Annotated in this window: 20 protein-coding genes and 2 pseudogenes; 12 read left to right on the plus strand and 10 right to left on the minus strand. The window is 36.6% G+C overall.

Annotated features, from left to right (window positions below; all coding sequences use genetic code 11):
* Positions 1-2 precede the first annotated feature (2 nt).
* The 6 genes from MHB74_RS03665 to MHB74_RS03690 all read right to left on the minus strand — a co-directional run bounded on the left by MHB74_RS03665 (position 3) and on the right by MHB74_RS03690 (position 7,522).
* Positions 3-1,832: a monovalent cation:proton antiporter family protein gene (locus tag MHB74_RS03665; protein ID WP_061676317.1), complete on the minus strand. Its 1,830-nt coding sequence runs from the start codon at positions 1,830-1,832 to the stop codon at positions 3-5.
* Positions 1,833-2,052: 220 nt separating this feature from the next.
* Complete coding sequence (gene qoxD / locus MHB74_RS03670) at positions 2,053-2,364, minus strand: cytochrome aa3 quinol oxidase subunit IV (RefSeq protein WP_000372611.1); 312 nt, start codon at positions 2,362-2,364, stop codon at positions 2,053-2,055.
* Positions 2,365-2,967 (minus strand): cytochrome aa3 quinol oxidase subunit III, encoded by a 603-nt coding sequence (gene qoxC / locus MHB74_RS03675; protein WP_000729314.1) that lies wholly within the window; start codon positions 2,965-2,967, stop codon positions 2,365-2,367.
* 13 nt (positions 2,968-2,980) lie between these two features.
* On the minus strand, positions 2,981-4,915 hold the full coding sequence (qoxB, locus tag MHB74_RS03680) for a cytochrome aa3 quinol oxidase subunit I (RefSeq protein ID WP_000762374.1): 1,935 nt from the start codon (positions 4,913-4,915) through the stop codon (positions 2,981-2,983).
* Between the two features lie 33 nt (positions 4,916-4,948).
* The gene (locus MHB74_RS03685) at positions 4,949-5,824 is read right to left on the minus strand and encodes a cytochrome aa3 quinol oxidase subunit II (RefSeq protein ID WP_046957295.1); all 876 of its coding nucleotides are present in this window, start codon (positions 5,822-5,824) and stop codon (positions 4,949-4,951) included.
* Between the two features lie 282 nt (positions 5,825-6,106).
* Positions 6,107-7,522, minus strand: a complete 1,416-nt coding sequence (locus MHB74_RS03690) for an amino acid permease (protein WP_061676316.1) — start codon at positions 7,520-7,522, stop codon at positions 6,107-6,109.
* Between the two features lie 380 nt (positions 7,523-7,902).
* On the opposite strand from MHB74_RS03690, the gene MHB74_RS03695 reads away from it, so the two are divergent.
* The 7 genes from MHB74_RS03695 to MHB74_RS03725 all read left to right on the plus strand — a co-directional run bounded on the left by MHB74_RS03695 (position 7,903) and on the right by MHB74_RS03725 (position 15,441).
* A complete protein-coding gene (locus tag MHB74_RS03695) occupies positions 7,903-8,613 on the plus strand; it encodes a C39 family peptidase (protein WP_061676388.1) in 711 nt (236 codons plus the stop codon).
* 132 nt (positions 8,614-8,745) lie between these two features.
* Positions 8,746-9,921 carry an amidohydrolase gene (locus tag MHB74_RS03700; protein WP_061676315.1) on the plus strand — a complete coding sequence of 392 codons (1,176 nt, stop codon included), beginning with the start codon at positions 8,746-8,748 and terminating at the stop codon, positions 9,919-9,921.
* Position 9,922: 1 nt separating this feature from the next.
* A complete protein-coding gene (locus MHB74_RS03705) occupies positions 9,923-10,120 on the plus strand; it encodes a DUF3311 domain-containing protein (RefSeq protein ID WP_061676314.1) in 198 nt (65 codons plus the stop codon).
* Positions 10,117-11,589 carry a sodium:solute symporter family protein gene (locus tag MHB74_RS03710; RefSeq protein ID WP_061676313.1) on the plus strand — a complete coding sequence of 491 codons (1,473 nt, stop codon included), beginning with the start codon at positions 10,117-10,119 and terminating at the stop codon, positions 11,587-11,589. The genes MHB74_RS03705 and MHB74_RS03710 overlap by 4 nt, the downstream gene beginning before the upstream one ends.
* 101 nt (positions 11,590-11,690) lie before the next feature.
* A complete protein-coding gene (gene gerLA, locus MHB74_RS03715; RefSeq protein WP_098373987.1) occupies positions 11,691-13,169 on the plus strand; it encodes a spore germination protein GerLA in 1,479 nt (492 codons plus the stop codon).
* Entirely contained in the window at positions 13,170-14,291 is a 1,122-nt protein-coding gene (locus tag MHB74_RS03720; RefSeq protein ID WP_061676311.1) for an endospore germination permease, read from the plus strand. It abuts the gene before it with no gap.
* The gene (locus MHB74_RS03725) at positions 14,275-15,441 is read left to right on the plus strand and encodes a Ger(x)C family spore germination protein (protein WP_061676310.1); all 1,167 of its coding nucleotides are present in this window, start codon (positions 14,275-14,277) and stop codon (positions 15,439-15,441) included. The genes MHB74_RS03720 and MHB74_RS03725 overlap by 17 nt, the downstream gene beginning before the upstream one ends.
* A gap of 202 nt (positions 15,442-15,643) precedes the next feature.
* On the opposite strand, the gene MHB74_RS03730 is transcribed toward MHB74_RS03725, so the two are convergent.
* From MHB74_RS03730 to MHB74_RS03740, 3 genes are read right to left on the minus strand one after another with little or no spacing between them, the layout of a single operon-like run.
* A complete protein-coding gene (locus MHB74_RS03730; protein ID WP_061676309.1) occupies positions 15,644-17,044 on the minus strand; it encodes a nucleoside recognition domain-containing protein in 1,401 nt (466 codons plus the stop codon).
* A complete protein-coding gene (locus MHB74_RS03735) occupies positions 17,022-17,744 on the minus strand; it encodes a FeoB small GTPase domain-containing protein (RefSeq protein WP_061676308.1) in 723 nt (240 codons plus the stop codon). Before MHB74_RS03735 ends, MHB74_RS03730 begins: the two co-directional genes overlap by 23 nt.
* Entirely contained in the window at positions 17,741-17,998 is a 258-nt protein-coding gene (locus MHB74_RS03740) for a FeoA family protein (RefSeq protein WP_000252989.1), read from the minus strand. Before MHB74_RS03740 ends, MHB74_RS03735 begins: the two co-directional genes overlap by 4 nt.
* 509 nt (positions 17,999-18,507) lie before the next feature.
* Here MHB74_RS03740 and MHB74_RS03745 point away from each other — a divergent pair.
* From MHB74_RS03745 to MHB74_RS03765, 5 genes and pseudogenes are all read left to right on the plus strand, one after another.
* Positions 18,508-19,410, plus strand: coding sequence for a phosphate ABC transporter substrate-binding protein PstS family protein (locus MHB74_RS03745; protein WP_000245096.1), 903 nt, complete (start codon positions 18,508-18,510; stop codon positions 19,408-19,410).
* A gap of 71 nt (positions 19,411-19,481) precedes the next feature.
* A complete protein-coding gene (gene pstC / locus MHB74_RS03750) occupies positions 19,482-20,372 on the plus strand; it encodes a phosphate ABC transporter permease subunit PstC (protein WP_000676675.1) in 891 nt (296 codons plus the stop codon).
* A gap of 2 nt (positions 20,373-20,374) precedes the next feature.
* Positions 20,375-21,295 (plus strand): phosphate ABC transporter permease PstA, encoded by a 921-nt coding sequence (gene pstA, locus MHB74_RS03755; protein ID WP_061676307.1) that lies wholly within the window; start codon positions 20,375-20,377, stop codon positions 21,293-21,295.
* 132 nt (positions 21,296-21,427) lie between these two features.
* Positions 21,428-21,670: pseudogene (locus tag MHB74_RS03760) on the plus strand (AAA family ATPase); the annotation flags it as partial.
* 152 nt (positions 21,671-21,822) lie between these two features.
* A pseudogene (locus tag MHB74_RS03765) lies at positions 21,823-22,104 on the plus strand (AAA family ATPase); the annotation flags it as partial.
* A 43-nt stretch (positions 22,105-22,147) separates the two neighbouring features.
* On the opposite strand, the gene MHB74_RS03770 reads toward MHB74_RS03765, so the two are convergent.
* Complete coding sequence (locus tag MHB74_RS03770) at positions 22,148-25,192, minus strand: efflux RND transporter permease subunit (protein WP_061676305.1); 3,045 nt, start codon at positions 25,190-25,192, stop codon at positions 22,148-22,150.
* Positions 25,193-25,457 lie beyond the last annotated feature (265 nt).

Genomic DNA, 25,457 nt, shown 5'->3' on the forward strand with positions numbered 1-25,457 from the left:
TTCTATTCTAATATGTTTTTCAACGTATCAATATGTTCTTTTGAACCTGTGACAAGCAATGTATCACCATGTTGTAGTCTCGTATCACCATGCGGGATTAATGCTTTATTACCGCGGTAAATTTGAATAACGAGTACATCGCCTAAAAACGGAAGGCGACGTAGTGCAACACCGTTATATGTATTGCTGCGTAGTTCAACTTCACGAACAGTTTCGTTTGCTGTTGTAATTAAGCGAACGAGACTCGGTTTATCAATTAGTGCACGTAACAGAATACGTGTAGAGTTAATTGTTGAGAATACGGCGATATGTTCTTGCGTTGCTTTTTCTTGTAGAAGCGGATCTTCTACACTTGCAATAACATGTTCAACACCTAGTTCTTTTGCATGTTCTGCTAATAATAAGTTTTGTTCGTCATCGCTGGTTGCAACAACAACGCGGTCTGCGTTAAATGCTGTTTGTTCAGTTAATGATGCGATTGTGATGTCATCTAATTTTACGATAGGGAAGTCATGCGATGTCGCTTCCTCATCATTTATTTTATTTTGACGCATCATATATAGTGTTACGTCATAATCTTCTCGTTTTAAATCAAGTGATAACGGAAGGGTAATTCTGCTTGCGCCAATAATAGAAACTTTTGGTTTTGGTGTTTCTACTTTTGGGAACATTTTTTTAAATACTATAGGTGCAAAAATACAAGTAATAACTGCGCTTAAAATAAGGGAAGCAGATAAACTTGGACTGATGATTCCTAGTTTTTCACCAATTTGTGCAGCTGCAATAACTAAAGAAAGTGTCGATGTTAATAAGATGGCACTTCCTAATACGATATTACGTGGATACCATTTTCGTAAGACGAGTGATGGTAACAGCTTCGAGATAAAGAGTCCCACAATTAAAATTGGGATCATTAGCATACTAGAAGGTTCTTTAAAAATAGACCAAACCTCTAAGTTTACACCAACCATCACGAAGAAAATAGGAATGAAGAAACCATATCCGATGGAATCCAGTTTTTCAACCATATCTTCATTTGGTGATAATAACGATACGAGTACCCCTGCTAAGAAGGCGCCTAAAATATTTTCAGCTCCAACAGATTCAGATAAACCAACTAATATTAAGATGAGTGCAAAAACAGCTCGTGTATCAATTTGTACACTACCAGCTTTTAAGCTATCTAAGTATGGAATATTTTTAAAGCGTTTTGCAACGAAGTAAATAACAATACCAGCGCCGAATAGGAGAAGAAGAAGCCACATGCTTTGGCCGCTTTCGGAATTTAATCCGACGAATACAGCGAGTAAAATCATTGTAACTAAATCTGCAATAACAGCGACTAATAAAATGATTTGTCCGATTGCCGTTTTTCCTAAGTTGTTTTCTTTTAATGTTGGTACAACAACACCTAAAGAAATAGTTGAAATAATTAAAGTCATAAACATTGCATTATCCACAAATCCTAGCCATACGAATAGTAATGATAGGGCATAAGATAAGATGAAAATAAATAAGAAGATAATGCTTGCTGCTTGGAATGTGTTTGGTTCGTTTGTCGTATTCTTTTTCCCTTTTTGTTTAAAGATAGAAAAATCAATTTCTAAACCGCTTAAGAACATTAAGAAGATAAATCCTAGTGTCGATAAGACTTGAAGCCACATATCTGGCTCAATAATATTAAACCCACTTTTACCTACAAAGATTCCTGCGATGATTTCTGCAACAACGACAGGAAGTGCTTTTAATTTAAAGCGTTGTAACAAAAGGGGAACGAAAAACGCGATTGCAACGACAACCATAAGTGATAGAACAGAAGTATGATGTTCCATTGCGTTCTCTCCCTTCAAATAAATATAGTACCTATTTAGCCATATAATAGGTAGAAAAGCAACGCATATGGATTCGATTTCATAAAGAAAGAGTTTTCTTAACATTTGTCATAATAAGTATATTTTTCATGATTCTGTTGTTAATTCCGTAATGTGGATGTAATAGGAGAGGGGATAAAAAAAGACTGCTGAGATTTCTCAGCAGTCTTTTTCATGTACATTACATTGAGAAGAAGATCCATACAGTTAAACCAACTGTTGCAGTTGCAACGAAGAAACTGTATATCATTGTAAGGATTTGAACTCTGCCTTCTCCTTCTTTTAAATGCATGAACATAATTAATTGTAACAACGCTTGCGCAACAGCCATTACGATAATAGTTGTTAAGATCGTTGAAAGTGGCAAGTTTGTATAAAGTGCCACGTATAACGCTAGAAACGTTAGTGCAAGCGATAAAATAAATCCGAAAACGTGTGACCAAGGGAATCCGCTATGCGCATGCCCGTTTGCTTGGTTGTTATTTTGATCCATTTACGCCACCATCCCGTTCAAGTAAACTAGTGTGTAAATAAAGACCCAAACTAGATCAAGGAAATGCCAGTATAAGCTGATAATGAATACTTTACGCGCTGTAACTGGTGTTAAACCTCGTTTTAAAATTTGGATAATAACACAAGTTGCCCAAATGATACCACCTGTTACGTGGGCTCCGTGCGTTCCAAGAAGAACGAAGAATGCAGATAGGAAAGCACTTGTTTGAATTGTTGCGCCTTCACCGATGTACATAATGAACTCTTCGATTTCAAAGAATAGGAAACCTGCACCTAAAAGTAATGTAAGGATGAACCATCCAAGCATTGCTTTTTGGTTGTGCTTACGCATTTCGTGAATTACGATACCACATGTGAAACTACTTGTTAAAAGTAGTAATGTTTGAATTAAAAGCGTTTTAAGTTCAAACAGTTGCGCTGGAGTTGGGCCATCAGCCGTACGACCAGCAAGTACTAGATAAGAGGCGAAAAGTGTTGCGAACAGCATAATTTCAGCCCCAAGAAAAATCCAGAATCCTAGGATATTCAATCTGCTTTGCTCGGATTGATATTCCAAAGGTAAGCTTTTATCTAAAGCCGCCATATCATTTCACCTCTCATGCTATATGTTCTGTTTCTTTAATTTCATCAACGCTTACGTAGTAGCCATCATCATAATCGAATGAACGATAGATTAAGCAAGCTAAAATACCAACGCCGCCGATTGCTGCAAGCCAGAACCAGCTAAATACTAATGCAAAACCTGCAAGACCGAAGAATAAAGACGCAATAATAGGCACGCCAGAGTTACTTGGCATGTGAATTGGTTTAATATCTTCTGCTGCTGGTGTAACTGTTTCTCCGCGTTTTTTCATGTACCAGAAAGCATCAGCTTCTTTGATTTCAGGAAGTTTCGCGAAGTTGTAATGTTGTACAGGAGATTGAGTTGCCCATTCAAGTGTACGGCCATCCCATGGATCTCCAGTTGTGTCACGTTCACCGTGACGAGCACTCCAAATTACGTTGTAACAAAGAAGTAGGAAACCAATACCCATCATTACTGCACCAACAGATGCGATTTGGTTTAGCCATCCCCATCCAAGACTTTCAGAGTAAGTGTACATACGACGAGTCATACCGTCTAAACCTAAGAAGTACATCGGGAAGAAACAGATATTGAATCCGCTCATAAAGATCCAGAATGTCCATTTACCTAGACGTTCATTTAACATATGACCAGTCATTTTTGGATACCAGAATGTGAATCCAGCAAGCATAGCGAATACTGTACCTGCGATTAATACGTAGTGGAAGTGAGCAATTAGGAAGTAGCTGTTATGGTACTGATAATCAGCTGCTGCCATACCAAGCATAACCCCTGTAACCCCACCGACTACGAAGTTTGGAATAAATGCCAATGACCAAAGCATTGGAACTGTAAAACGAATACGTCCTTTATACAGTGTAAACAACCAGTTAAAGATCTTAACCCCGGTTGGAATCGAAATCGCCATTGTCGAAATCGAGAAGAATGAGTTAACCGCTGGACCTGCACCCATCGTGAAGAAGTGGTGAAGCCATACGACGAAACTTAGTAAAGAAATTGCAACCATTGAGTATACCATCGCACTGTAACCGAATAGACGTTTACGTGAGAATGTACTAATGATTTCAGAGAAAATACCGAATGCCGGTAAAATAACGATATATACTTCAGGGTGACCCCATACCCAGAATAGGTTGGCCCATAACATTGGCATACCGCCGCTCGCCATCGTAAAGAAGTGAGCATCGAATAGACGGTCAAATGTCATTAATGCAAGAGCAACTGTTAATACTGGGAAAGCGAAAATAATGATAATCGTTGTAATTAAGATTGACCAAGTAAACATTGGCATTCTCATTAAAGTCATACCAGGTGTACGCATTTTTAAGATAGTAACAAGGAAGTTAATACCCGTCATTAACGTACCGAGACCTGAAATCTGTAATGCAATTGCGTAGTAGTTATTTCCTACACCAGAAGTAAACTCTGTACCTGCCATTGGGAAGTAAGAAGTCCACCCAGCGTCTGGAGAACCACCGATTACGAAAGCGATGTTGAATAACATTGCTCCGACAAAGAATAACCAGAAACTTAAAGCATTTAAGAACGGATATGCAACGTCACGAGCACCAATTTGTAATGGTACTACAAGGTTCATTAATCCCATAACGAATGGCATCGCCATGAAAAGAATCATAACTGTACCGTGTGTTGTGAAGATTCCGTTATAATGTTCAGCATTTAAATAAGTTGTTTCTGGGAATGTTAATTGTGCACGGATCATTAAACCGTCCATACCACCACGGAATAACATAATAACCGCAGAAATTATATACATGGCCCCAATCTTTTTATGGTCAACAGTTGTTAACCATTCGTCCCAAAGCCATTTCCATTTTTTATACTTTGTTAGTACGAAAATGATTGCTAATGTCACAAGAACGATAGAAGCGTCTGCACCGTAAATAATCGGGTCACCTGTGACAAAGAATTCATCAAGCTTCACTGTGTTCACTCCAATCTGTTGGAATAATAGCTATTATTTTTTGTTTTTGTAGTAGTTGTAATCACAATACTCAAGTGATTTTGGATCTACATAACTTAAGTGGTGACTAGAGAATGTCATACGACCAACTACACCAGGTTTAACAATTTCGTTGTACTTATCTTCTGTTAGTTTAGGAGCAGTTTGTTGTACTTCTTTAACCCACTTGTCATACTTCTCTTTAGTTTTTGCTTCAACTTCGAATTCCATGTGAGTGAATCCTTCACCAGAGAAATTCGCGCTACGGCCTAGGTAAGAACCTGGCTTATCAGCTTGTAAATAAAGATCCATAATCATACCATCCATAGTGTACTTCATACCACCAAGTTCTGGTACCCAGAAAGCATTCATTGGACCGACAGAAGTCAGTTTGAATTGAATTGGTACACCAGCAGGGATGTTTAAATAGTTAACGGTTTCAATTTTTTCCTCTGGGTAACTGAATAACCATTTCCAGTTTGCAGATGTAACATAAATCTCAACTGGTTTAATATGTTTGGACTCTGCCGGAACCTCTTCCGAAGCATAAGTTGCTTTTACTGTTGGAATCGATAATGCAATAACGATAATAACAGGAACAAGCGTCCAAATGATTTCTAATAATGTGTTACCGTGTTGTTCAGGTGGCTCATAGTCCATATTCTCTGGTTTTTCACGATAACGAATCAAGATGACTGTAAACAAGATGAATACAATTGCGATAATTAATGACATAAGCAAGAATGACCAAACAATTAAATCATACTGTGCTTTTGCAACAGGTCCTTGCGGATTTAATACTGCGAGTTTCTTATCACAGCCGCCGAGGAACAGAAGTAATGATAACGGAAGAAGCGAAGCCAGCTTCCAAAACGTTTTCTTTAGTTGCACGATTGAAAATCTCCTTTCTCCTTGGATTGAAACTATGCCAATAAAACAATATAAACCTATTAATTTATAGATGGCAATAGTTTTTGTGATATTGTTAAAAAATAGACACAAATGCACACTTTTTAAGGTGAATATCATTTGTAACTTGATAACATTGTAAACCATTTTCCAGTGAAAAACGTGATTGTGAAAATTTTAAGATAAATAAAGTTATACCAAGATATCCAAGAAATAGAAAAAAGCTATCTTATGATAAGAAAGATAGCTGAATATTGTGTATATTTAGTTTACTTCTTTTTTTAGACTTATTTGTTGTTCAAATGTGACAACTTTTTTATATTTTAATTGGTATAAAATGTAACAAATGATCATAAATGGAATACCACAATAAAGAGCAATTCTCTGATCTGGGATGAAAGCTAAACTAACAAATGTAATGAAATTGAGTGAGAATGCTAAGATTGGAACGATTGGATAAAGCGGTGTGCGATATTTTAAATCGTTAATGTCTCCGCCGTTTTTTAAGAAGTTTCTACGGAAGAAAAACTGTGAAGCTGCGATTGACATCCACACTACGACAGCGGCCATAGCTGCAATAGATGTTAAAACTAAAAATACAGTATCTGCTGCAAATATACTTGTTAATAGAGATAAACTTGCAAAGATTAGACTGAAAATTAATGCGTTTAGTGGCACACCTTTTTTCGTTAACTTCGTAAAAGCTGGACTTGCCATTCCTTGTTTTGCCATCGCCCAAAGCATACGAGAATTTGCGTATAGACCAGAGTTGGCTACGGATAATACTGCTGTAATAATAACAAAGTTCATAATGTCAGCTGCATATGGAACACCAGCTACATCAAATACAAGTACAAATGGGCTTTCGACTAGATTAGCCTCTTGCCATGGGAGTAAACCTACAACAACTGATATTGCTAGGACGAAGAAGAAGAGAGTTCGCCAAATGGTATTTTTAATCGCTTTTGGAATTGTTTTTTCAGGGTTTTCACTTTCTCCTGAGGCAATCCCGATTAATTCTGTTCCTTGGAAGGAGTAATTTACTGTAATCATCGTAAGAAGAACAGCTAATGCACCGTTTGGAAATAATCCGCCATTTTCAGTGAAATTGTGAAGCATTGGCGCTGGTTTTCCGTTAAAGTCTAGTAGACCGAACATAACTGCACCACCGAGTACGATGAAAACAACAATGGTTGCGACTTTTACACTTGCGAACCAAAATTCTGCTTCTGCATATGCTTTTGCTGATAATGCGTTTACAAGAAAGAGTGCAGCTGCAAATGTAACACACCAAATCCACGAAGAAACGTCTGGAAACCAACGCTTCATTAAAATACTTACAGTTGTTAACTCTACCCCAACTGTAACAGCCCAATTTAACCAATACATCCAACCTACAACAAATCCAAAACCAGGTGAAATAAATTTACTTGCATAGCTTTGGAATGAACCTGCTTCTGGCATAGCAACTGATAATTCACCAAGACATAACATGGTTAAATACATAACAAATCCACCGACTAAAAATGCAAGAATAGCACCACCAGGACCGGCGTTATGGACGATTTGACCAGATCCCATAAATAGGCCAGTTCCAATAACACCACCAAGTGCAATCATAAATAGGTGTCTACTTTTCATTGTTCGTTTTAAATCTGTTTGTTCTACTTGTTGATTCATATGCCCCTCACCTCGTTATTTTCTTGTATGTATGAATTGATTTTCATTCCGAGTTTTTAATCATTAGTGGGGGATGTGGCACATACTCGGTTTATTTATTATGAAATGAATGGAGTATGTAAAAATACGAACTATGACTAAATACTCTAAGAATGTTTTTATTAACAAGGTGATATCTTCACTATGTTAATTATTTAGATTTTAGCAAAAATATTCAGAAAAGTATATTGTTTTTTCTTTTTATTAAAAATAATTAGAATTTTATAACGATGGAAGTGTGAACAATAATTCACAGAATCTTTCTAGCAAACTAGTAAGAAGAAAGGTACAATGATAGGAGGTATGTCTGTAAAATAATAATTAATGGAGTTTTGTTTAAAATGAAAAAGTTAAAATATCTTTTTGTTTTTGGAATTATATTTGCTGCCGCGCTTTTTATAGGGAAAGATAAAATTATGCAAAAGGCGCAAGTGTTCCGTTTAGAGTTTCTATCTGAAATGAAAGAAGCGACTATGATTGAAAATGTTCCGTTTATAAAACAGTTACCAGAATTACCTCGTGGATGTGAAGTTACAAGTTTGGCTATGTTGCTGCAATACAAAGGTATACAAGTAGATAAGATGCAACTTGCTAGCGAGATTCATCGTGTTCCATTTGAGCAAAATGGTTTGCGTGGAAATCCTTATGAGGGATTCGTTGGAAATATTTATACGAAGACAGAGCCGGGATATGGTGTATATAATCAACCTATTTTTAATTTAGCAGAAAAATATATTCCTGGAAAAGTAGTTAATTTAACAGGTAGAGACGTGCAAGATATGTATAAAGTAGTTAGTTCTGGGTCGCCAGTATGGGTCATTATTAATACAACGTTTAAACCACTAGCTGAGAGTAGTTTTGAAACATGGAATACAAGCTCTGGCGAAGTGAAAATTACATATTTTGAGCATAGTGTAGTAGTAATTGGATATGATCAAAACTTTGTGTATGTAAATGATCCTCTGAAAAATAATCCGCGTTTGGCTGTTCCGCGAGCAGAGTTTGAGAGAGCTTGGGAGCAAATGGGCAAACAAGCAATCACTATTTTATAATAATGAAAAAGTCATCTTTTTGATGGCTTTTTATTTTTAAGTGTTAGTGATAGAAAATTCAGAACATTCTTTTAAAAGTTAACAATTCACGTTATAATAACATTTAACTTAGTGAAGAAGGGATGAAGAGAAATGGATGTGGCAAAGGAACTTGTTTTATTAAAGAATCAGTTGATTGAGTGGAGAAGGCATTTTCATAAGTATCCAGAGTTATCTTTTCAAGAAGAAAAAACATCACAGTTTGTATTCGATATACTTCGGGAAATTCCGCATTTAGAAGTGTCAAGACCTACTAAATATAGTGTAATGGCAAGGTTAATTGGTAAACAATCTGGTAAAACTATCGCGGTTCGTGCTGACATGGATGCTCTTCCTATTCACGAAGAAAATGAATTTGATTTTATTTCTACATATCCAGGTGTGATGCATGCATGTGGCCATGATGGACATATAGCGATATTACTTGGGGTTGTACATAAGTTAGTAGAGGAAAGAGAGAAGGTTAAAGGAGAGGTTCGTTTTCTCTTCCAACATGCAGAAGAAAACTTTCCTGGCGGTGCAGAGGAAATGGTTGCAGCGGGTGTAATGGAAGGTGTGGATTATATTATTGGTGCTCATCTTTGGGCAGCGTTAGAGGTTGGTAAAATAGGTGTAATTTATGGTGCTGCAATGGCTGCCCCAGATGTTTTTAAAATTACGATAGAAGGAAAAGGTGGACATGCTGGAATCCCTCATGAAACAGTGGATAGTATTGCAATCGGTACACAAGTTGTTGCGCAACTTCAGCAAATTGTATCTCGCCTTACAGATCCGTTAGATTCTCTTGTAGTATCTGTTACGCAATTTCATGCTGGGACAACCCATAATGTAATTCCAGAACAAGCGGAGATTGAAGGGACAGTGCGGAGTTTAAGACATGAGTTGCGAGAAGTAACAGAGAAAAGGATTGAACGGATTGTGAAGCATATGACGGAAGCTTACGGGGCGAAATATACATTTTCTTATGAATATGGATATCGACCGGTAGTAAATGATTATGAAGTTACAGAGGTTATTGAGCAAACAGCATTGCAGCTTTATGGAAGGGAACAAGTTACTCGTTTACAGCCGACGATGGCTGGGGAAGATTTTTCGGCGTTTTTACAAAAGGCGCCAGGGACATTCTTTTTTATCGGAGCGGGAAATAAAGAGAAAGGAATTATATATCCTCATCATCACCCTCGTTTTACGATTGATGAAGATGCATTACCGATTGGAGTGGAAGTCTTTGTATCATCTATTATGAACTTTATAAGTAAAGGAGAATGAGATGAAAAAAATACACGTATTAGCGCTTATTCCAGTTTTTTGTTTAGTTGTTGGACCCATATTTGCTAATTCAGTTACTCCTTACGTATTAGGGATGCCATTTTTATTATTTTGGGTATTATTATCGGTGCTCATTACGTCTCTTTGTATGGGACTTGTGTACGTATTTGATCCTGCTAATAAGGGGGATGTGAAATGACCGCGTTACTTATCATTATATTATTTTTGTTTCTCGCACTATTTTTAGGGATTCGGGCACAACATGGAAAAGATATGAATTTAGAGCAATGGTCAGTTGGTGGAAGAGGATTTGGCACTATTTTTGTTTTTCTTCTAATGGCAGGTGAGATTTATACGACGTTCACATTTTTAGGCGGAAGTGGATGGGCGTATAGTAAAGGAGCGCCTACGTTTTATATTTTAGGTTATGGTGCATTAGCTTATATTTTATCTTACTTTTTATTGCCACCAGTTTGGAAGTATGCGAAAGAGCATAATCTTGTTTCACAGCCAGATTTTTTTGTGAAGAAATATAAGAGTCAGACACTTGGCATTATCGTTTCTATCATTGGGGTTATTTCGATAATTCCCTACCTTGTTTTACAGTTAAAAGGGTTGGGGATTATCGTTTCGGAAGCATCTTACGGGAGGGTATCACCAGTTATTGCAGTTTGGATTGGTGCGATTGTCATAACGATATATGTAATGGTTTCAGGTATACACGGCTCTGCTTGGACGGCCGCTTTGAAGGATATTATGATCCTGTTTATCGTTATGTTTTTAGGTATCTATTTACCGTACCATTATTATGGAGGGTTTCAGCCGATGTTTGAAGCTGTAGAAGCAGCGAAGCCAGGATTTTTATCTTTACCTGATGAAGGAATGAGCATTTCTTGGTTTGTTTCTACTATTATATTAACAGCTCTCGGTTTCTATATGTGGCCCCATACATTCGCTTCTGCTTTCTCTGCAAAAAATGAAAAAGTATTTCGTAAAAATGCAGCAATTATGCCACTGTATTCTTTAGTATTACTTTTCGTATTCTTTGCAGGTTTTGCAGCTATCTTGCAAGTTCCTGGATTAAAGGGAGGGGATGTAGACCTTTCGTTATTCCGTCTGGCTCTTCAAACTTTTGATCCGTGGTTTATTGGGATTATTGGTAGTGCTGGAGTTTTAACCGCATTAGTTCCAGGTTCTATGCTTGTCATGGCTGCTTCTACATTATTAGCAAAAAACATTTACCGAACAATGGTCCCATCAGCTTCAGATAGACAAGTTGCTAAAGTGGCGAAGTTATTTGTTCCTGTAGTAACTCTTGTAGCTGTTTTGTTCACTTTTAAAGGTGGAGAAACAATAGGAGCACTACTTTTAATGGGATATAGTATAGTGACACAACTTTTCCCTGCACTTGTATGTAGTTTGTTTCCGCGGCAAGTTATTACGAAGCAAGGGGCAATTGCAGGAATGGGGATTGGGTTGTTAGTGGTCGCATATATTACCTTATCTGGCTCAACTATAGCTACGATGTTTCCGGGTTTTCCACAATACATAAAAGATTTAAATGTAGGTATAGTTGCATTGTTAATGAATATGATTGTGATGTTTATCGTTAGCGGATTCACGAAAAATGTATCTATAAAGACAGACAATATAATAGTAGAAAAGTAATCCGTGTGTTAGAGCTATCTTTGAAAAGAGATAGCTCTTTTTTGTATATATTTTCTTCTATTAGCGGAATCTAACTAAAAACTTGTTGAAAAGGAAGTTAGGTGGGGGAATTGTTAGAGTTAAAAGGTAACTTATTTGAAGTTATGAAAGAAATTAGGGATGAGTTAGGTTCGCCTAATGATTTAACAATTAGGGAGGTGGCCCTTGCTGGTAGTTTTACACGCTGTGCTGTTATTTTTTTATGTGGGTTAACTGATAAGGATAATGTTTATAAATATGTAGTTCGTACACTTCAATATGAAGAAGTACATAAAGAAGAAGCTGTTGTTCAAACATTATTGGATCGTTTTATTTCTATTGCGGAAGTCGGTAAGAAGACAACGTTTCCGGATATTATAAATGCGATTTTAGCAGGAGATACGGTTATATTAATTGATAATATTCAAACCGCTATCGTGGTTAATAGTAGAGCATGGGAAAAAAGAAGTTTAGAACCGCCGGTAACAGAAGATTTAATACGTGGACCGAGAGTTGGATTAAATGAAGATATTAACGTGAATAAAATGTTAATTCGCCGTAGTTTACGTGATCCGAAATTGAGATTTCAATCTTATATTATGGGGAAGAGATCCCAAAAAGAAGTGACTTTAATATATATAGAAGACATTATTAATCCTTACATTGTAAAAGAGCTAGATCGGCGTCTTCGATCAATCGTGACAGATGTCGTTTTTGAGACGGGTACGATTGAGCAATTAATTCAAGATAATAATTTGTCACCGTTTCCGCAGTTTTTGAATACGGAAAGGCCTGATAATATTGTGGCCTCATTAGCGAAAGGAAAGGCAGCTATTTTGGTGGATGGCTCACCATTTGCTCTTATAGCCCCGCTAGTATTTGTTGATATTTTTCAATCTGTGGAAGATCACTATGAGCGTTGGGTAATTGGAACTTTATTAAGAATTTTGCGGATGGGTTCTGGTATAGTTGCAGTTTTAATGCCGGCGATGTATGTAGCGCTCGTCTCATACCACCAAGGACTTATTCCTTCTAAACTGGCGTATTCAATTGCTGGGGCAAGGGAAGGTGTGCCGTTTCCTGCCTATATAGAAACATTAATGATGGCATTAACGATGGAGTTAATACGAGAAGCGGGAATTAGGTTGCCGAAACCGATGGGGCAAACAATTGGGATTGTAGGTGGTCTTGTAATTGGAGAAGCAGCGGTGAACGCAGGAATTGTAAATCCGTTTTTAGTTATCATTATTGCGGTTACAGCTATTGCTACCTTTTCTCTCCCTGTATATAGCATTACGATTACGTTTCGTATTTTACTTTTCGTATTTGTATTAGCAGCGACTGCTTTTGGTTTGTATGGAATTATTTTAGCGCTTATTGCACTTGCAGTTCATATTACGAATTTAAAGAGTGTTGGTGTCCCGTATACAACGCCTATTGCTCCTGCATTTTATAAAGATTGGAAAGAAGAAATTGTCCGCATGCCAAAATCGATGCTGAAAGATAGACCAGAGTATTTACAAACGAAAGATTCTACAATACGTCCAAAGGAGGGAGAATAATTGAAACCATTTGAGTATGGCGATGAAGAAATTGGATCTCGGGAACTTGGTTTTGCGGTATCGTCAACAATTATTGGTATAGGTGCACTATCTATGCCACGAGATATCGCTATGCAAACTTTATTTTCAGATGGTTGGATTATTTTACTTCTTGGCGGATTGATATGTGCGTGTTTAGGTTGGTTTGTGACTCGGGTGGCTATTTTATTCCCAAAACAAAACTTTGTTCAATATACGAGTGAGCACTTGACGAAGCCTGTTGCATACACCATTAGTATTATCTTAGTGTTAACATTCGTTGCATTGACAGCATATGAGGCCCGGAAAATTGCAATTATTTCACAAACGTATTTGTTTAGTGATACACCAATACAATTGTTATCTTTCTTTTTTTTGTTAGTTGTTATTTATGGAATTGCTGGATCTAGAGCTGCTTTATTAAGGTTAAATGTATTATTCTTACCTATCGTTTTAATTGCGATCGTACTGCTGTCTTTATTGAATGTGAACTTAATGGAAGTAGATAATTTACTACCTGCTTTTCAAACGGGCATCAGTCAATATGCTGTTGGAGTTAAAAATTCTATTTTTACGTTTATTGGATTTGAGGTAGCTTTATTTTATGCAGTGATGTTAAATGAGACGGCAAAAAAGGCTCCGATGGCAGTGGCAAAAGCCGTGATGGTAAACGTGTTGTCTTACATTTTAATTTATTTAACTTGTATTAGTGTTTTTACATATATGACAACCCGGGGATTAACATATCCAACGATTGAATTAGGGAAAGAGATTGAAATTGGTGGGGGTTTTTTAGAAAGATTCGATGCGATTTTCTTTACGACTTGGATTATTACGATTTATAACACGACAGCAATGTATTATGACGTTGCATCTTTATTGTTTTGTGCCATGTTTCCGAAGGTTAAGAAACATATCTTTATTTTCGTAAGTGCTCCTATGATTTTTATGTTGAATATGATCCCTGGTAATTTAAATACTTTATCAAATTACGGAACGTATTTAGCTTGGATAGATATGGGCTTTGTCGTGTTAGCACCTTTGTTAGTTTTTATTGTATATAAAATAAAAAGAAGGAATGGTAGAAATGAAACACCTTCTTAAAATTATAATGCTCATAGTGTTAGCCGGATCGATGAGTGGATGCTCTGAGCTAGAAGAAATAGAAGAAAGAGGGTTTGTAGTAGGTGCAGCTTATGATATTGTGAAAAAAAAGAAATCGAATCCGATTATGAAAGGGACGTATCAGATGGTACTTCCCAGTAAGTTAGCGCAGCAAGGTGGACAAGGTGGTGGGGATAGCGAAAATTATATTAATGTTAGTGCGAAAGCGGATAGTGTCTTTGAGCAAATACGAATTATCGCCAAAAAAATTAGTCGCTCATTATTCTTTCCTCATATACAAGTGATAATTTTTTCTAAAGATTTATTAGCGAATCCATATGTTTTACAAAATACGTTAGATGTATATATTCGTGATCATGAGATGAGACGGAATATTCGTTTGTTCGTTTCTGAGAAAGATGCAGAAGCTATTTTGAAGCAGAGTGCGAAGCCTGAAAATTTACCGGCGCAGTATATTGATATGTTAGCTGAACATCCTCCGAAAAATGCTCAAATGGTTGAGGCTGCAAGAATTGGTGAGGTGCAGCAAAAAATGATTGCTAACAGAAGCTTCGTATTACCTATTCTTGAACTAACGAAACAAGGGGTACAAATGAACGGGGCAGCGTTGTTTCGAGGGAAGGATAATAAGTGTGTAGGTAGTTTGACTGGAGAAGAAACATTTGGAATGAATTATATAATAGGTAAGAAAATTGGAGGATTCTTTACTGTTCGTAAAAAAGACCAGCTTATTACATATGAAATTCATAAGATGCATCGAAAGATTAAAGTATCTACAGAAGATGCCACAAAACCGAAGTTTGATATTCATTTATCTTTTGAAGGCACTTTAGCGGAGGTGCACTTTAGTGATCATAAACAAATTATGAATGAAAGTCGATTGAAGAAAACAATTGCGGAGGAAATGGAGAAGCGTATCCAAAAATCGATTAAGCTTGTTCAAAAAAAATATAAGGTAGATGTACTAGCCTTAGGAGAAGTATATAAGCGGCATAATTATAAAGAATGGAAGAAGATAGATAAGAATTGGGATCAAGGTGAAAATTACTTTAGTAATGCTGAGGTTACTGTTCATGTTCATCCGACAATTGAGCATTCAGGTTCAGCCTTACCGAAAAGAGTGAAATAAGGTGATGTAAGTTGTTTACTGGTCTAGGGATTAGTTGCACGATATTAATGGCGGTTCTTCCGGGAGCTATATACTTTCTTCATAAAAAAATTTCAACGTATGGAGCGCAGCCGTGGAAAGAAAAAAAGAAACCTGAATGATTTTCAGGTTTCTTTCGCGCAAAGCAAATGTGAAGGGGATACCTTCTATGTATGCTTCGCTTTTATACAAGCCCTAACCAATGTACCAATTGTGTAGAGAGGAATGTCACAACAATGGCGATAACGGTAGGGATTGCAAACGATAAGAATGTCCATTTTGCACTTTTTGTTTCTTTATATATGTTAACCAGTGTTGTTCCACATGGGAAATGAAGAAGTGAGAACAACATTGTGTTTAACGCTGTTAACCAAGTCCAACCATTTTCTAAGAATAGATTTTTAATTTGATTAAAATCATCTATTTCAGTTAAAGCTCCAGTTGATAAATAAGACATTAATAAAATCGGGATAACAATTTCATTAGCTGGTAGTCCAAGAATGAACGCAGCTAGAATAAAACCGTCAAGTCCTAACATTTTAGCAAATGGATCTAGGAAGTTTACAAAATACATAAGTAAGCTTGTGTCACCGATGAAAATGTTAGCAAGTAACCAAGTTAATGCAGCCGCAGGGGCAGCTACAACGACAGCTCGTTTTAAAACATAAATAGATTTATCGAGTGTTGCACGTACAATTGTGTTCCAAACTTTTGGCTTACGGTACGGTGGTAACTCAAGAGTGTAGTGAGTTGGCACGCCTTTTAAAGCTGTTTTTGATAGTACCCAAGAAACAGTTAATGTCATAATAACACCAATTACAACCATCCCAACTACAACGCCGGCAGTAACTAATGTTTGCATGCTACCTGTATAACCAGCAGCCATAAATAATGAAGCCATTAAAATTAACATAGGCCAGCGACCGTTACAAGGAACGAAGTTGTTTGTTAAGATTGCAAGCATACGTTCACGTGGTGATTCAATAATACGTGTTGACATAATAGCGGCTGCATTGCAACCGAAGCCCATTGCCATTGTTAAAGATTGTTTGCCATGTGCACCGGAGCGTTTGAATAAGCGGTCCATATTAAATGCAACACGTGGTAAGTATCCGTAGTTTTCTAATAGTGCGAACATAGGGAAAAAGATTGCCATAGGTGGTAACATAACGCTAATAACAGCACCGATACCACGGAATAAGCCAAGTATTAAAATGCCATGTAACCATTCAGGTGCATGTGCTGCCTGGAACCAAGATGTTAAATATCCTTCGGCCCATCCGAAGAATTCAGCAATCATATCAGACGGTACGTTAGCGCCTGCAATTGTAAGATAAAAAATAATAGATAAAATACCGAGCATAATTGGGAATCCCCAGATGGGAGATGTGAAAATTTTATCTAGTTTTTCAGAACGATATAATTTATCAGTATTTGTATATTGAACAGACTCTTTACATATGCTTGCAGATGTTCGATAAATATCTCCGACAATATCATCTCGTATATCTTCTTTTGAGAGTGCTTGTGCATGTTGAATAATATAGTCTAATGGAAGAGCCTTACTGGCTGAGTGAGATTCCATTCATTACGACCTCCCTTACAAGTGGTTCATTATGGTGTTTTTGAAGTGTAGTTAAGAAATTTTTATCTCCATCTAATATACGTAACGCAATCCAACGTGCTGGATACGTATCACCGAACACTTTATAAATTTGTGGTTCTAATTCTTGAATCATACTTTCGATTTTTTCACTGTAAGAAACCTTAATTGGTGTCGGAATTAGTTTTTTATTTGCTACTTTAGCGATAACACTTAGCAAATGCCCAATACCTACTCGGTTACGAGCAGAAATCTTAACTACAGGTACACCGAGCGATTTTGCTAATTTCTTTTCATCAATAACGATGCCTTTTTTCTCCGCTTCATCAATTAAGTTGATACAAATGACTACGTTGCTTGTCATTTCCATCACTTGTAGTGCTAAATTTAAATTTCTTTCCATTGCAGTTGCATCTATAACAACGACAGTTACTTCTGGTTTTTCAAATATAATATAATCTCTTGCTACTTCTTCATCCGCAGAATTGGAATATAGTGAGTAAGTTCCAGGTAAATCTATTAATGTATATTTACTTCCGTTATGTTCGTATTCCCCTTCAGCTTTTAAAACAGTTTTTCCCGTCCAGTTTCCAGTATGTTGTTTTAAGCCTGTTAAAGTATTAAATAATGTACTTTTCCCGGTGTTCGGGTTGCCAGCTAAAGCAATGCGATGTTTGCTCATCTGAAATCATCTCCTATTAATACCCCGAAAATAAGGGAACTTTCTTCCTTGCGTAGTGCAATAGTTGTATTGCTTACTTGATAAGCGACCGGATCTCCAAGTGGACTGCGCTGTAATACTTTAATCGTTGCCCCCGGGATAAATCCTAAATCTAATAAACGTCGTTTCATAGTTCCTTCTAATTGTATCTTCTCAATTTGTACAAACTCTCCTGTTTTAAATTCGGAAAGTGGTTTTGTATTAGCCGATACCATAAAAGTTACCTCATCTCTATATTGTTAGTTTGAGTTTAAAAAGTTTCCTTAGGTAAACTTTTTGTTAGTAATATAGTAGACTACATTGGATGATGCTGTCAATTGGTACTTTAAAAATATTCATTTATTTTTAGAATTGTTCCAATTTATTTAGTTGTACTAAAAAATATTACTGAAATTCTGTTGAATGTAAATGAAGTAAGCGTGTAAAAGTTAAAAAATATAATGGGTTTGTAAATATATTTTTAACTAAAAGGGGAAAAGAGCAAAAAACATTTACATTGAATTTACATTGTTAAGAATAAATTTACATTACTGCTTAATTAGTGTGGATTTTGTTGGGTTCTTTAACTATAAATGTTGGGATTCCTAGCTTTTAAAGATTATTATCGTCATTTACTTAAAATTAAAAATTGCTTAACACTCACATAATATTGTTGTCCTACAATGAATTTGTGTTCGAAAGAAAATGAATTCGAAAAGCGATAATCCAAATGGGGGTACAAGACATGGTTATGAAAAAAGGTATTAAATTTTCTTTAGCGGCTTTAGTGGTGGCAGGAGCGTTAGTTGGATGTGGGAAAGCAGATGATACAGCTAGTAAAGAAACTGCTAAAGGAAGCGATAATACAAAACAAGAATTATCAGGTACGATTGCAGCAGCTGGTTCTACAGCTCTTCTACCTCTTGCGGAGGAAGCTGGAAAGAAATTCATGGAGAAAAATTCAAAAGTTTCTATTCAAGTTCAAGGTGGCGGTAGTGGAACTGGGATTAACCAAGTAGCATCGGGTGCAGTACAAATTGGTAATTCAGATGTTCCATCAGGAGATAAAATAAAAGATGCTGAAAAAGCAAAAGAATTAGTAGATAACAAGGTTGCGGGTATCGCATTCGCACTTGTCGTAAATAAAGATGTAAAAGTTGATAACTTAACAGTACAACAAGTACAAGATATCTTCACTGGAAAAGTAACAAACTGGAAAGAGGTAGGCGGGAAAGATGAAAAAATCAACGTAATTAACCGTCCGGCTTCATCTGGTACACGTGCTACATTTGAAAAGACAGTTATGAAAGACGCGAAAATTAATGATGGAACTGGTACAACACAAGATTCTAACGGTGCAGTAGAGCAAGCGATCAATTCTACGCCAGGGTCAGTAAGTTATTTAGCAATGTCTTACATGGTTGGCGATAAAAAAGGTGCACTACAAACAGTGAAAATTGATGGTTCTGAACCGAAAGTTGAAAACATTTCGTCTGGTAAATATCCATTCTGGTCTTACGAGTACATGGTAACAAAAGGTGAAGCGAAAGAAGCAACGAAAGCTTACATTGACTATGTAAAAGGTAAAGACTTTGAAAAGCAAGTAGAAGATATGGGTTACATTCCAATGTCTAAATTAAATAAGTAATAAAATTTTATGGGGCTGGCTGCAAGGCCAGTCCTGTTCATTTCAATCTATGAAGTGGGGTCTGACCTGTGATGAAGGGGAAAAAACAAATTAATTACGTAAAAAGTGAGTATATAGGAAGATCGCTTGTTACGTTTTGTGGTATTTTTATTGTTTTAATTACATTAGCTATTATTGCGTTTATTTGCGGTAAAGGTATTCAATCTTTTACACAAAGCGGTATCTCATTTACTGAGATGTTAACATCGACAAAGTGGAATCCAAATGCTGACGAAGGAACCTTTGGGGCTTTGATTTTCATTGTAGGTTCAACAGTAGTTTCGTTAGGTGCGGTTATTATTAGTGCACCAATTGCTATAGCTCTTGCTATATTCATGAATTTAATTTCGCCGAAGTTTGGAAATAAAGTATTGAAGCCCGTTTTAGAATTATTAGTTGGTATTCCTTCGGTTGTATACGGATTATTAGGGGTTACGATTTTAGTGCCGCTATTACGTGATTCGTTCGGGGGAGTGGGCTTTAGTTTAATTGCAGGTATTGTTGTATTAAGTATTATGATTTTACCTACTATTGCTAGTATCGCTTCTGATGCAATACGCTCTGTTCCATTTGATTATTTAGAAGCTTCTTACGGTCTAGGGTCAACGAAATGGCAAGCGGTTAGCCGAGTGATTGTTCCTGCTGCGAAAAAAGGAATTTTAACAGGTGTTGTTTTAGGTTTAGCGCGTGCTTTTGGTGAAGCGTTAGCGGTTCAAATGGTAATCGGGAACACAATTAAATTACCAGAAGGAATATATAGTCCGACAGCAACGTTAACTGGTATTTTGACAATGGACATGACAAATACATTGAACGGAACTGCTTGGAACAATGCGTTATGGACTTTAGCGATGATTTTACTTGTTATTTCATTCCTGTTTATTTTAGTAATTCGAGCGATTGGGCAAAGAGGTGAGCGATAATAATGAACGCAAGAACGGTAAATAAAATTTGGACAGGTATCTTTTACGCAGTTGCAGCTTTAGTTGTAGCTCTGCTAGTATTCTTAGTGTTTGAAATTTTGCAAAAGGGATGGGGATTTTGGGATCCTAATTTCTTGTTTGGAGAACCAAGTAATACAAGAGCTGGTGGTGGGATTGGTCCACAGTTATTCAATTCCTTCTACATGCTTGTTATAACGCTTGTTATATCTATTCCTCTTGGGTTAGGTGCTGGAATATATTTAGCAGAGTACGCAAAACAAGGGCGTTTTTTAAATTTTGTTCGTTTGTGTATTGAAACAATGGCGTCTTTACCTTCTATTGTTGTTGGTTTATTCGGTTTGTTAGTGTTTGTTACAATGACAGGCTGGGGATACACAGTAATGGGTGGTGCTCTTGCTTTAACTATTTTAAACTTACCAGGTTTAACACGTGTTTGTGAAAATGCAATTTCAGAAGTTCCTCATAATGTAAAAGAGGCAAGTCTTGGATTAGGTGCAACGAAGTGGCAAACGATTGCTCGTATTATTATTCCGTCGTCATTACCGCAAATTATTACAGGTGTTATTTTAGCGGCGGGTCGTATATTTGGGGAAGCGGCCGCACTGATTTACACAGCGGGTTTAACATCCCCGATTTTAAATTCAGCAGCGGACTTTTCAAGTCCTGCGCATCCTTTAAATCCATTTAGACCAGCTGAAACATTAGCGGTTCATATTTGGAAGTTAAATTCTGAAGGAGTTATTCCAGATGCGAAGTTGATCGCGACAAAATCTGCAGCTGTATTAATTATTATGGTATTACTATTCAACGTTATTTCGCGCTTGGTAGCATCTGTATTGCACAAACGTTTTACAGGAACGAAAAGAAAAAGTAAAACGACGAAGAAAGTAAAAGCAGCATAAATGATAAAGAGAACTCTCTATTTATACGTAGGGGGTTCTTTTGTATCTTAATATAGAAGGAATGGATGTAATGATTGTTGAATTTGTAATTGATTATATAGATAAACAGTGCGGATGAGAGGGGAAGTTAATTTGTTTTTTCTGCAAATGTCAGGTTTTCCGGGGGCGGGAAAATCCACAGTTTCTAAGTATATAGCGAAGTTAACAGGTGCTGTAATTGTAGATCATGATGTTTTGAAATCGGCATTGTTACAATCATTAGAAATGAAAGGGATTGAATCGACGATTGTTGGAGGTGTATCATACGATATTGAATGGGTATTGATTGATTCTTATTTAGAACAAGGGCATAGTGTGATATTGGATAGCCCATGTCTATCCCGCATTTAACGGGCAGTAAGACCCCCGCCTCAAAATTCAGCGAAAGCAAAGAAGTTAGGTGGGGGATCAACTGCCCGTAAAAGCCCGATTGGTTCAACTAATAATCAGTGGGGGATGAACAAAACCCCACTGATTAAAGTTTCACTTTATATGAAGGAATGATTGAAAAAGGAATGAAGCTATCTAATAAACATGGTGTGAAGTATAAATATATCGAATGTTACCTTAATGATATGGAAGAGATTAATAATAGGCTACAAACACGTAAGCGTATGGTCAGTCAGATTGGAAGAGTGGATTCGGAAGTAGCTTTTAAAAAGTGGTTAGATGGTAGTAAAAGACCTTCGAATACTGAATATCTTATTATAGATTCTGGTGAACCGCTAGAGCGATATGCTCAAAAAATGATGGATTATATCGGTAAGTAGAGAAAAAGCGTTATCTTCATTCATGAAGATAACGCTTTTTCTTTTAAATATCAGGTGTTTCTGTGGAAGTGCTTATTTTTCTGCGAGAGCGTCTTTTTCTCCCGATTTTATCTAATAATTCATACATAACTGGAACGACTACTAATGTAAGAACGGTTGAGACCGCTAAACCACCGATAACAACGACTGCCAAACTTTTTGATACCATGCTTCCTGCTTGTGATTGACCAAATAGGAGAGGAAGCATCGCGACGATCGTCGTTATAGCTGTCATAATAATTGGGCGTAATCTAGTGGAACCCGCTTCTAGTAAGGCATCTCTTGTTTCCATCCCGTGTTCTCGATTTTGTTGCACTCTTTCTATTAATACAATAGCATTTGTAACGACAATCCCGATTAACATTAATGCGCCAATCAAAGAATTTATATCAACGGGTGTTCCTGAAATGATTAATCCTAAAATCCCGCCAACAGCAGCTAATGGCAAGGAGAATAGAATTGCAAAAGGAGCGCGCGCCTGTCCGAAGGTGATAACCATAATTAAATATACAATCCCGATTGCAATCCCCATAATTTTGAATAAATCTGTGAAGTTTTCTTGCATAGATTCAGTTGCGCCTGCAATAGTTACTTTTGCGCCGTTAGGTAAGTCTAGGTTAGCTATCGTTTCGTTTACTTCTGCGCTTACTTTACTTAAATCTTCATTTGAGGCCTCAGCAGTAATTTGAATCGTTTCTTTTCCGTCTTTATGGAAAATTTCTGTTTGAAGTTGCTTTTCTGAAATAGTTGCAATGTCTTTTAAAGGAATTGGTCCATTAATAGGTGATAATATGTTTGTGTTTAAAATGTCTTCTCGTTTAGTAATGTTTTCTTTTTTGTGTTCTATCATAATAGTTGTTTTTTCATTATTGATTGAAACTTCACCAATAGGTGATTTCTTCATAAGGAATGCCACTTGTTGAGCTGCTAATTCTGGTGTTAATCCTAGTTGTTCGGCCTTTGTTTGATCAATATGGATCTGCCATTCTTTCTTAGAGTCTTCTAAATTCGTTTTTACTTTAGAAAGAGCATCCATATCTTTTAGTTTTGTTTCGACGAGAGTAGCAGCCTCTTTTAAATTCGTTTCGTTAGTAGCTGTTACGTTAAATTGCAAATTGTTGCCGCCGCCAGAGCTTGAATAACTTGTTTTTATATAATCTAGTTCAGCAGGCTCAAAAGCTTTATGTTCTTTCTTTAACTCTTTAATATATTGATCAATATCAGAGCCTTTCTTGAAGACTACAAATATACTGGCAAGATTATTTTTTGTCGTTTGCCCCCATTGTGCATCTTCTGCGCTAGATCCCATTCGTAAAATAACATCCGTTACATCCGAGTTAGAAAGTAACTTCTTTTCGAAATCGAAAGCTTTTTGTTTTTGCGTTTCAGGAGCGTAATCAGCTGGGAAAGTCATGTTAATAGATAACATTGTGTCGTCTTCAGATTTTATATTCGCTTTCGGTAGTAATACATAGGCTGCAATCGATCCTGCGAATAATAAAAAAGAAGTAAGTAGAATAATGAATTTATGCGAAAGAGCCCACTTTAATGTAGCGACATATCGTGGTGAAGAACTTGGCTTTCTATGCTTTGTTTTTTTGAGTAGTAAAAAAGCCATAAGTGGAACAACTGTTAGTGCGACGATTAAGGAAGATAATATAGAATATACAACTGCTAATACCATAGGTAACATTAATTTTCCGATTACTCCGGATACGAGTCCGATAGGTAAGAAAACAGCGACTGTTGTTAAAGTAGAAGAAGTAATTGCAACGGCGACCTCTTTCGTTGCGTCGAGAATAATATCTTTAGAGAAAGGTTCTTTTTGTAAACGACGGAAAATATTCTCAATGACAACGATGCTATCATCGACGAGACGTCCAACGGCAACTGCTAAACCACCAAGAGTTAGGGTGTTAAGTGTGATGTTAGATTGGTGTAGTAAAAAGAGTGTTAATAAAATAGATAATGGAATACTGACAACAGCGATGAGTGTCGTTCGGAAGTTACGCAAAAAGATTAAGATAATTAGAGTTGCAGCAATTGCCCCAAGGATGACTTCCTTTCCCATGCTAGTAACAGCGTTTTCAACTTGTTCATGAGTTGAGGCTAAAAGTTTAATAGAAAACTGATCTTTATATTGTTTACTTATATCTTTGATTTTTTTATCGATTTCTTTTCCGATTGCAACCGCATTTTTGCTTGGCTCTTTCATGATGATTAATCCAGTGCCTTCTTCTCCGTTTATATGTGAGATTGTATCGTAGTGTTGTTTCAGTTCAATTTGAGCAACATCTTGCAATTTTACTTGAGGTGCAACGGTAATGTTTTTAATAGCATCTACATTTTTGATATCCCCAATGACGCGAAGGTTATATTCTTCTTTATTAACGGTAACGGCTCCAGCTGGAGTGGAAGTTTCTTTTCCTTGTAAAACTTTTAATACTTGTTCTGTTGTTACGTTTTTATCTTTTAATTGATTTGGGTCTAGTACGATAGATAATTCAGAAGTTGATTTTCCGAAAAACATAACGTTAGCAACGCCATCAATGCTTTCGAGTTGTGGTACGATTTCTTTTTCGATTTGTTTTTCATCTGCTTTTGAAAATCCATTTTGTTTCTGGATTGCAATTTGAGCGAGTGGAATCATAGAAGTATTTAATTGGCTCACTACGGGTTTTGTTGCATCTTTAGGTAGTCTAATTGTATTAATGGCTTTTTCGACCTCGCGTGCTGCATCCTTCATATTTGCTTTGGATGTATACGCGATATCAATGCGTGATAATCCCTCGTGTGTAGAAGAGGTGATGCTATCGATATGTTCTAAATTGCGAAATTGTTTTTCAAGAGGATCTGTTATTTCTTTCGTCATTGCTTCAGCGTCAAGTCCTGGAGATAAGGTTGTGACAGTGACTGCAGGATTATCGATGCTTGGTAAAAATTCCATAGGTAATTTGGAACCGGAATAAACGCCGAGTATGGAAATGAGAAACACCATGATGATAACAGCGGCGCGGTTTTTTAACGAAAACTTTGTTAACCTATCCATAAAGTAATTCCTCCATCGGTTTATTTATAGTTGAGTACGTCCTTTCTTACTGTATAACAAAAAATGGATATTTTTCATTAATTAAATGTAAAAAAATTCTAACAATAATCTTAAGTTAATGTTTTTAGTACAATTTTGTTGTTTATCCCACTATTCGCTGGACGCTTAGACCCTCGCTTTAAAATTTGGTTGGATTCGAGCGGTCTGATCCGTTAATAATCTTCGGGAAGAACAAAATCAAAAATCAGCATGTTCGCTTTATTAT

The organism is Bacillus sp. FSL K6-0069, assembly GCF_038007785.1.
Classification (GTDB): Bacteria; Bacillota; Bacilli; order Bacillales; family Bacillaceae_G; genus Bacillus_A; species Bacillus_A mobilis.

Excerpts from the sequence above, each read along its gene's own strand:
- MHB74_RS03665 (WP_061676317.1), bottom strand. The coding sequence starts at position 1,832 with ATGGAACATCATACTTCTGTTCTATCACTTATGGTTGTCGTTGCAATC.
- qoxD (WP_000372611.1), bottom strand. The coding sequence starts at position 2,364 with ATGGATCAAAATAACAACCAAGCAAACGGGCATGCGCATAGCGGATTC.
- qoxC (WP_000729314.1), bottom strand. The coding sequence starts at position 2,967 with ATGGCGGCTTTAGATAAAAGCTTACCTTTGGAATATCAATCCGAGCAA.
- MHB74_RS03690 (WP_061676316.1), bottom strand. The coding sequence starts at position 7,522 with ATGAATCAACAAGTAGAACAAACAGATTTAAAACGAACAATGAAAAGT.
- MHB74_RS03695 (WP_061676388.1), top strand. The coding sequence starts at position 7,903 with ATGAAAAAGTTAAAATATCTTTTTGTTTTTGGAATTATATTTGCTGCC.
- MHB74_RS03700 (WP_061676315.1), top strand. The coding sequence starts at position 8,746 with ATGGATGTGGCAAAGGAACTTGTTTTATTAAAGAATCAGTTGATTGAG.
- MHB74_RS03705 (WP_061676314.1), top strand. The coding sequence starts at position 9,923 with ATGAAAAAAATACACGTATTAGCGCTTATTCCAGTTTTTTGTTTAGTT.
- MHB74_RS03710 (WP_061676313.1), top strand. The coding sequence starts at position 10,117 with ATGACCGCGTTACTTATCATTATATTATTTTTGTTTCTCGCACTATTT.
- MHB74_RS03725 (WP_061676310.1), top strand. The coding sequence starts at position 14,275 with ATGAAACACCTTCTTAAAATTATAATGCTCATAGTGTTAGCCGGATCG.
- MHB74_RS03730 (WP_061676309.1), bottom strand. The coding sequence starts at position 17,044 with ATGGAATCTCACTCAGCCAGTAAGGCTCTTCCATTAGACTATATTATT.
- MHB74_RS03735 (WP_061676308.1), bottom strand. The coding sequence starts at position 17,744 with ATGAGCAAACATCGCATTGCTTTAGCTGGCAACCCGAACACCGGGAAA.
- MHB74_RS03740 (WP_000252989.1), bottom strand. The coding sequence starts at position 17,998 with ATGGTATCGGCTAATACAAAACCACTTTCCGAATTTAAAACAGGAGAG.
- MHB74_RS03745 (WP_000245096.1), top strand. The coding sequence starts at position 18,508 with ATGGTTATGAAAAAAGGTATTAAATTTTCTTTAGCGGCTTTAGTGGTG.
- pstC (WP_000676675.1), top strand. The coding sequence starts at position 19,482 with ATGAAGGGGAAAAAACAAATTAATTACGTAAAAAGTGAGTATATAGGA.
- pstA (WP_061676307.1), top strand. The coding sequence starts at position 20,375 with ATGAACGCAAGAACGGTAAATAAAATTTGGACAGGTATCTTTTACGCA.
- MHB74_RS03770 (WP_061676305.1), bottom strand. The coding sequence starts at position 25,192 with ATGGATAGGTTAACAAAGTTTTCGTTAAAAAACCGCGCCGCTGTTATC.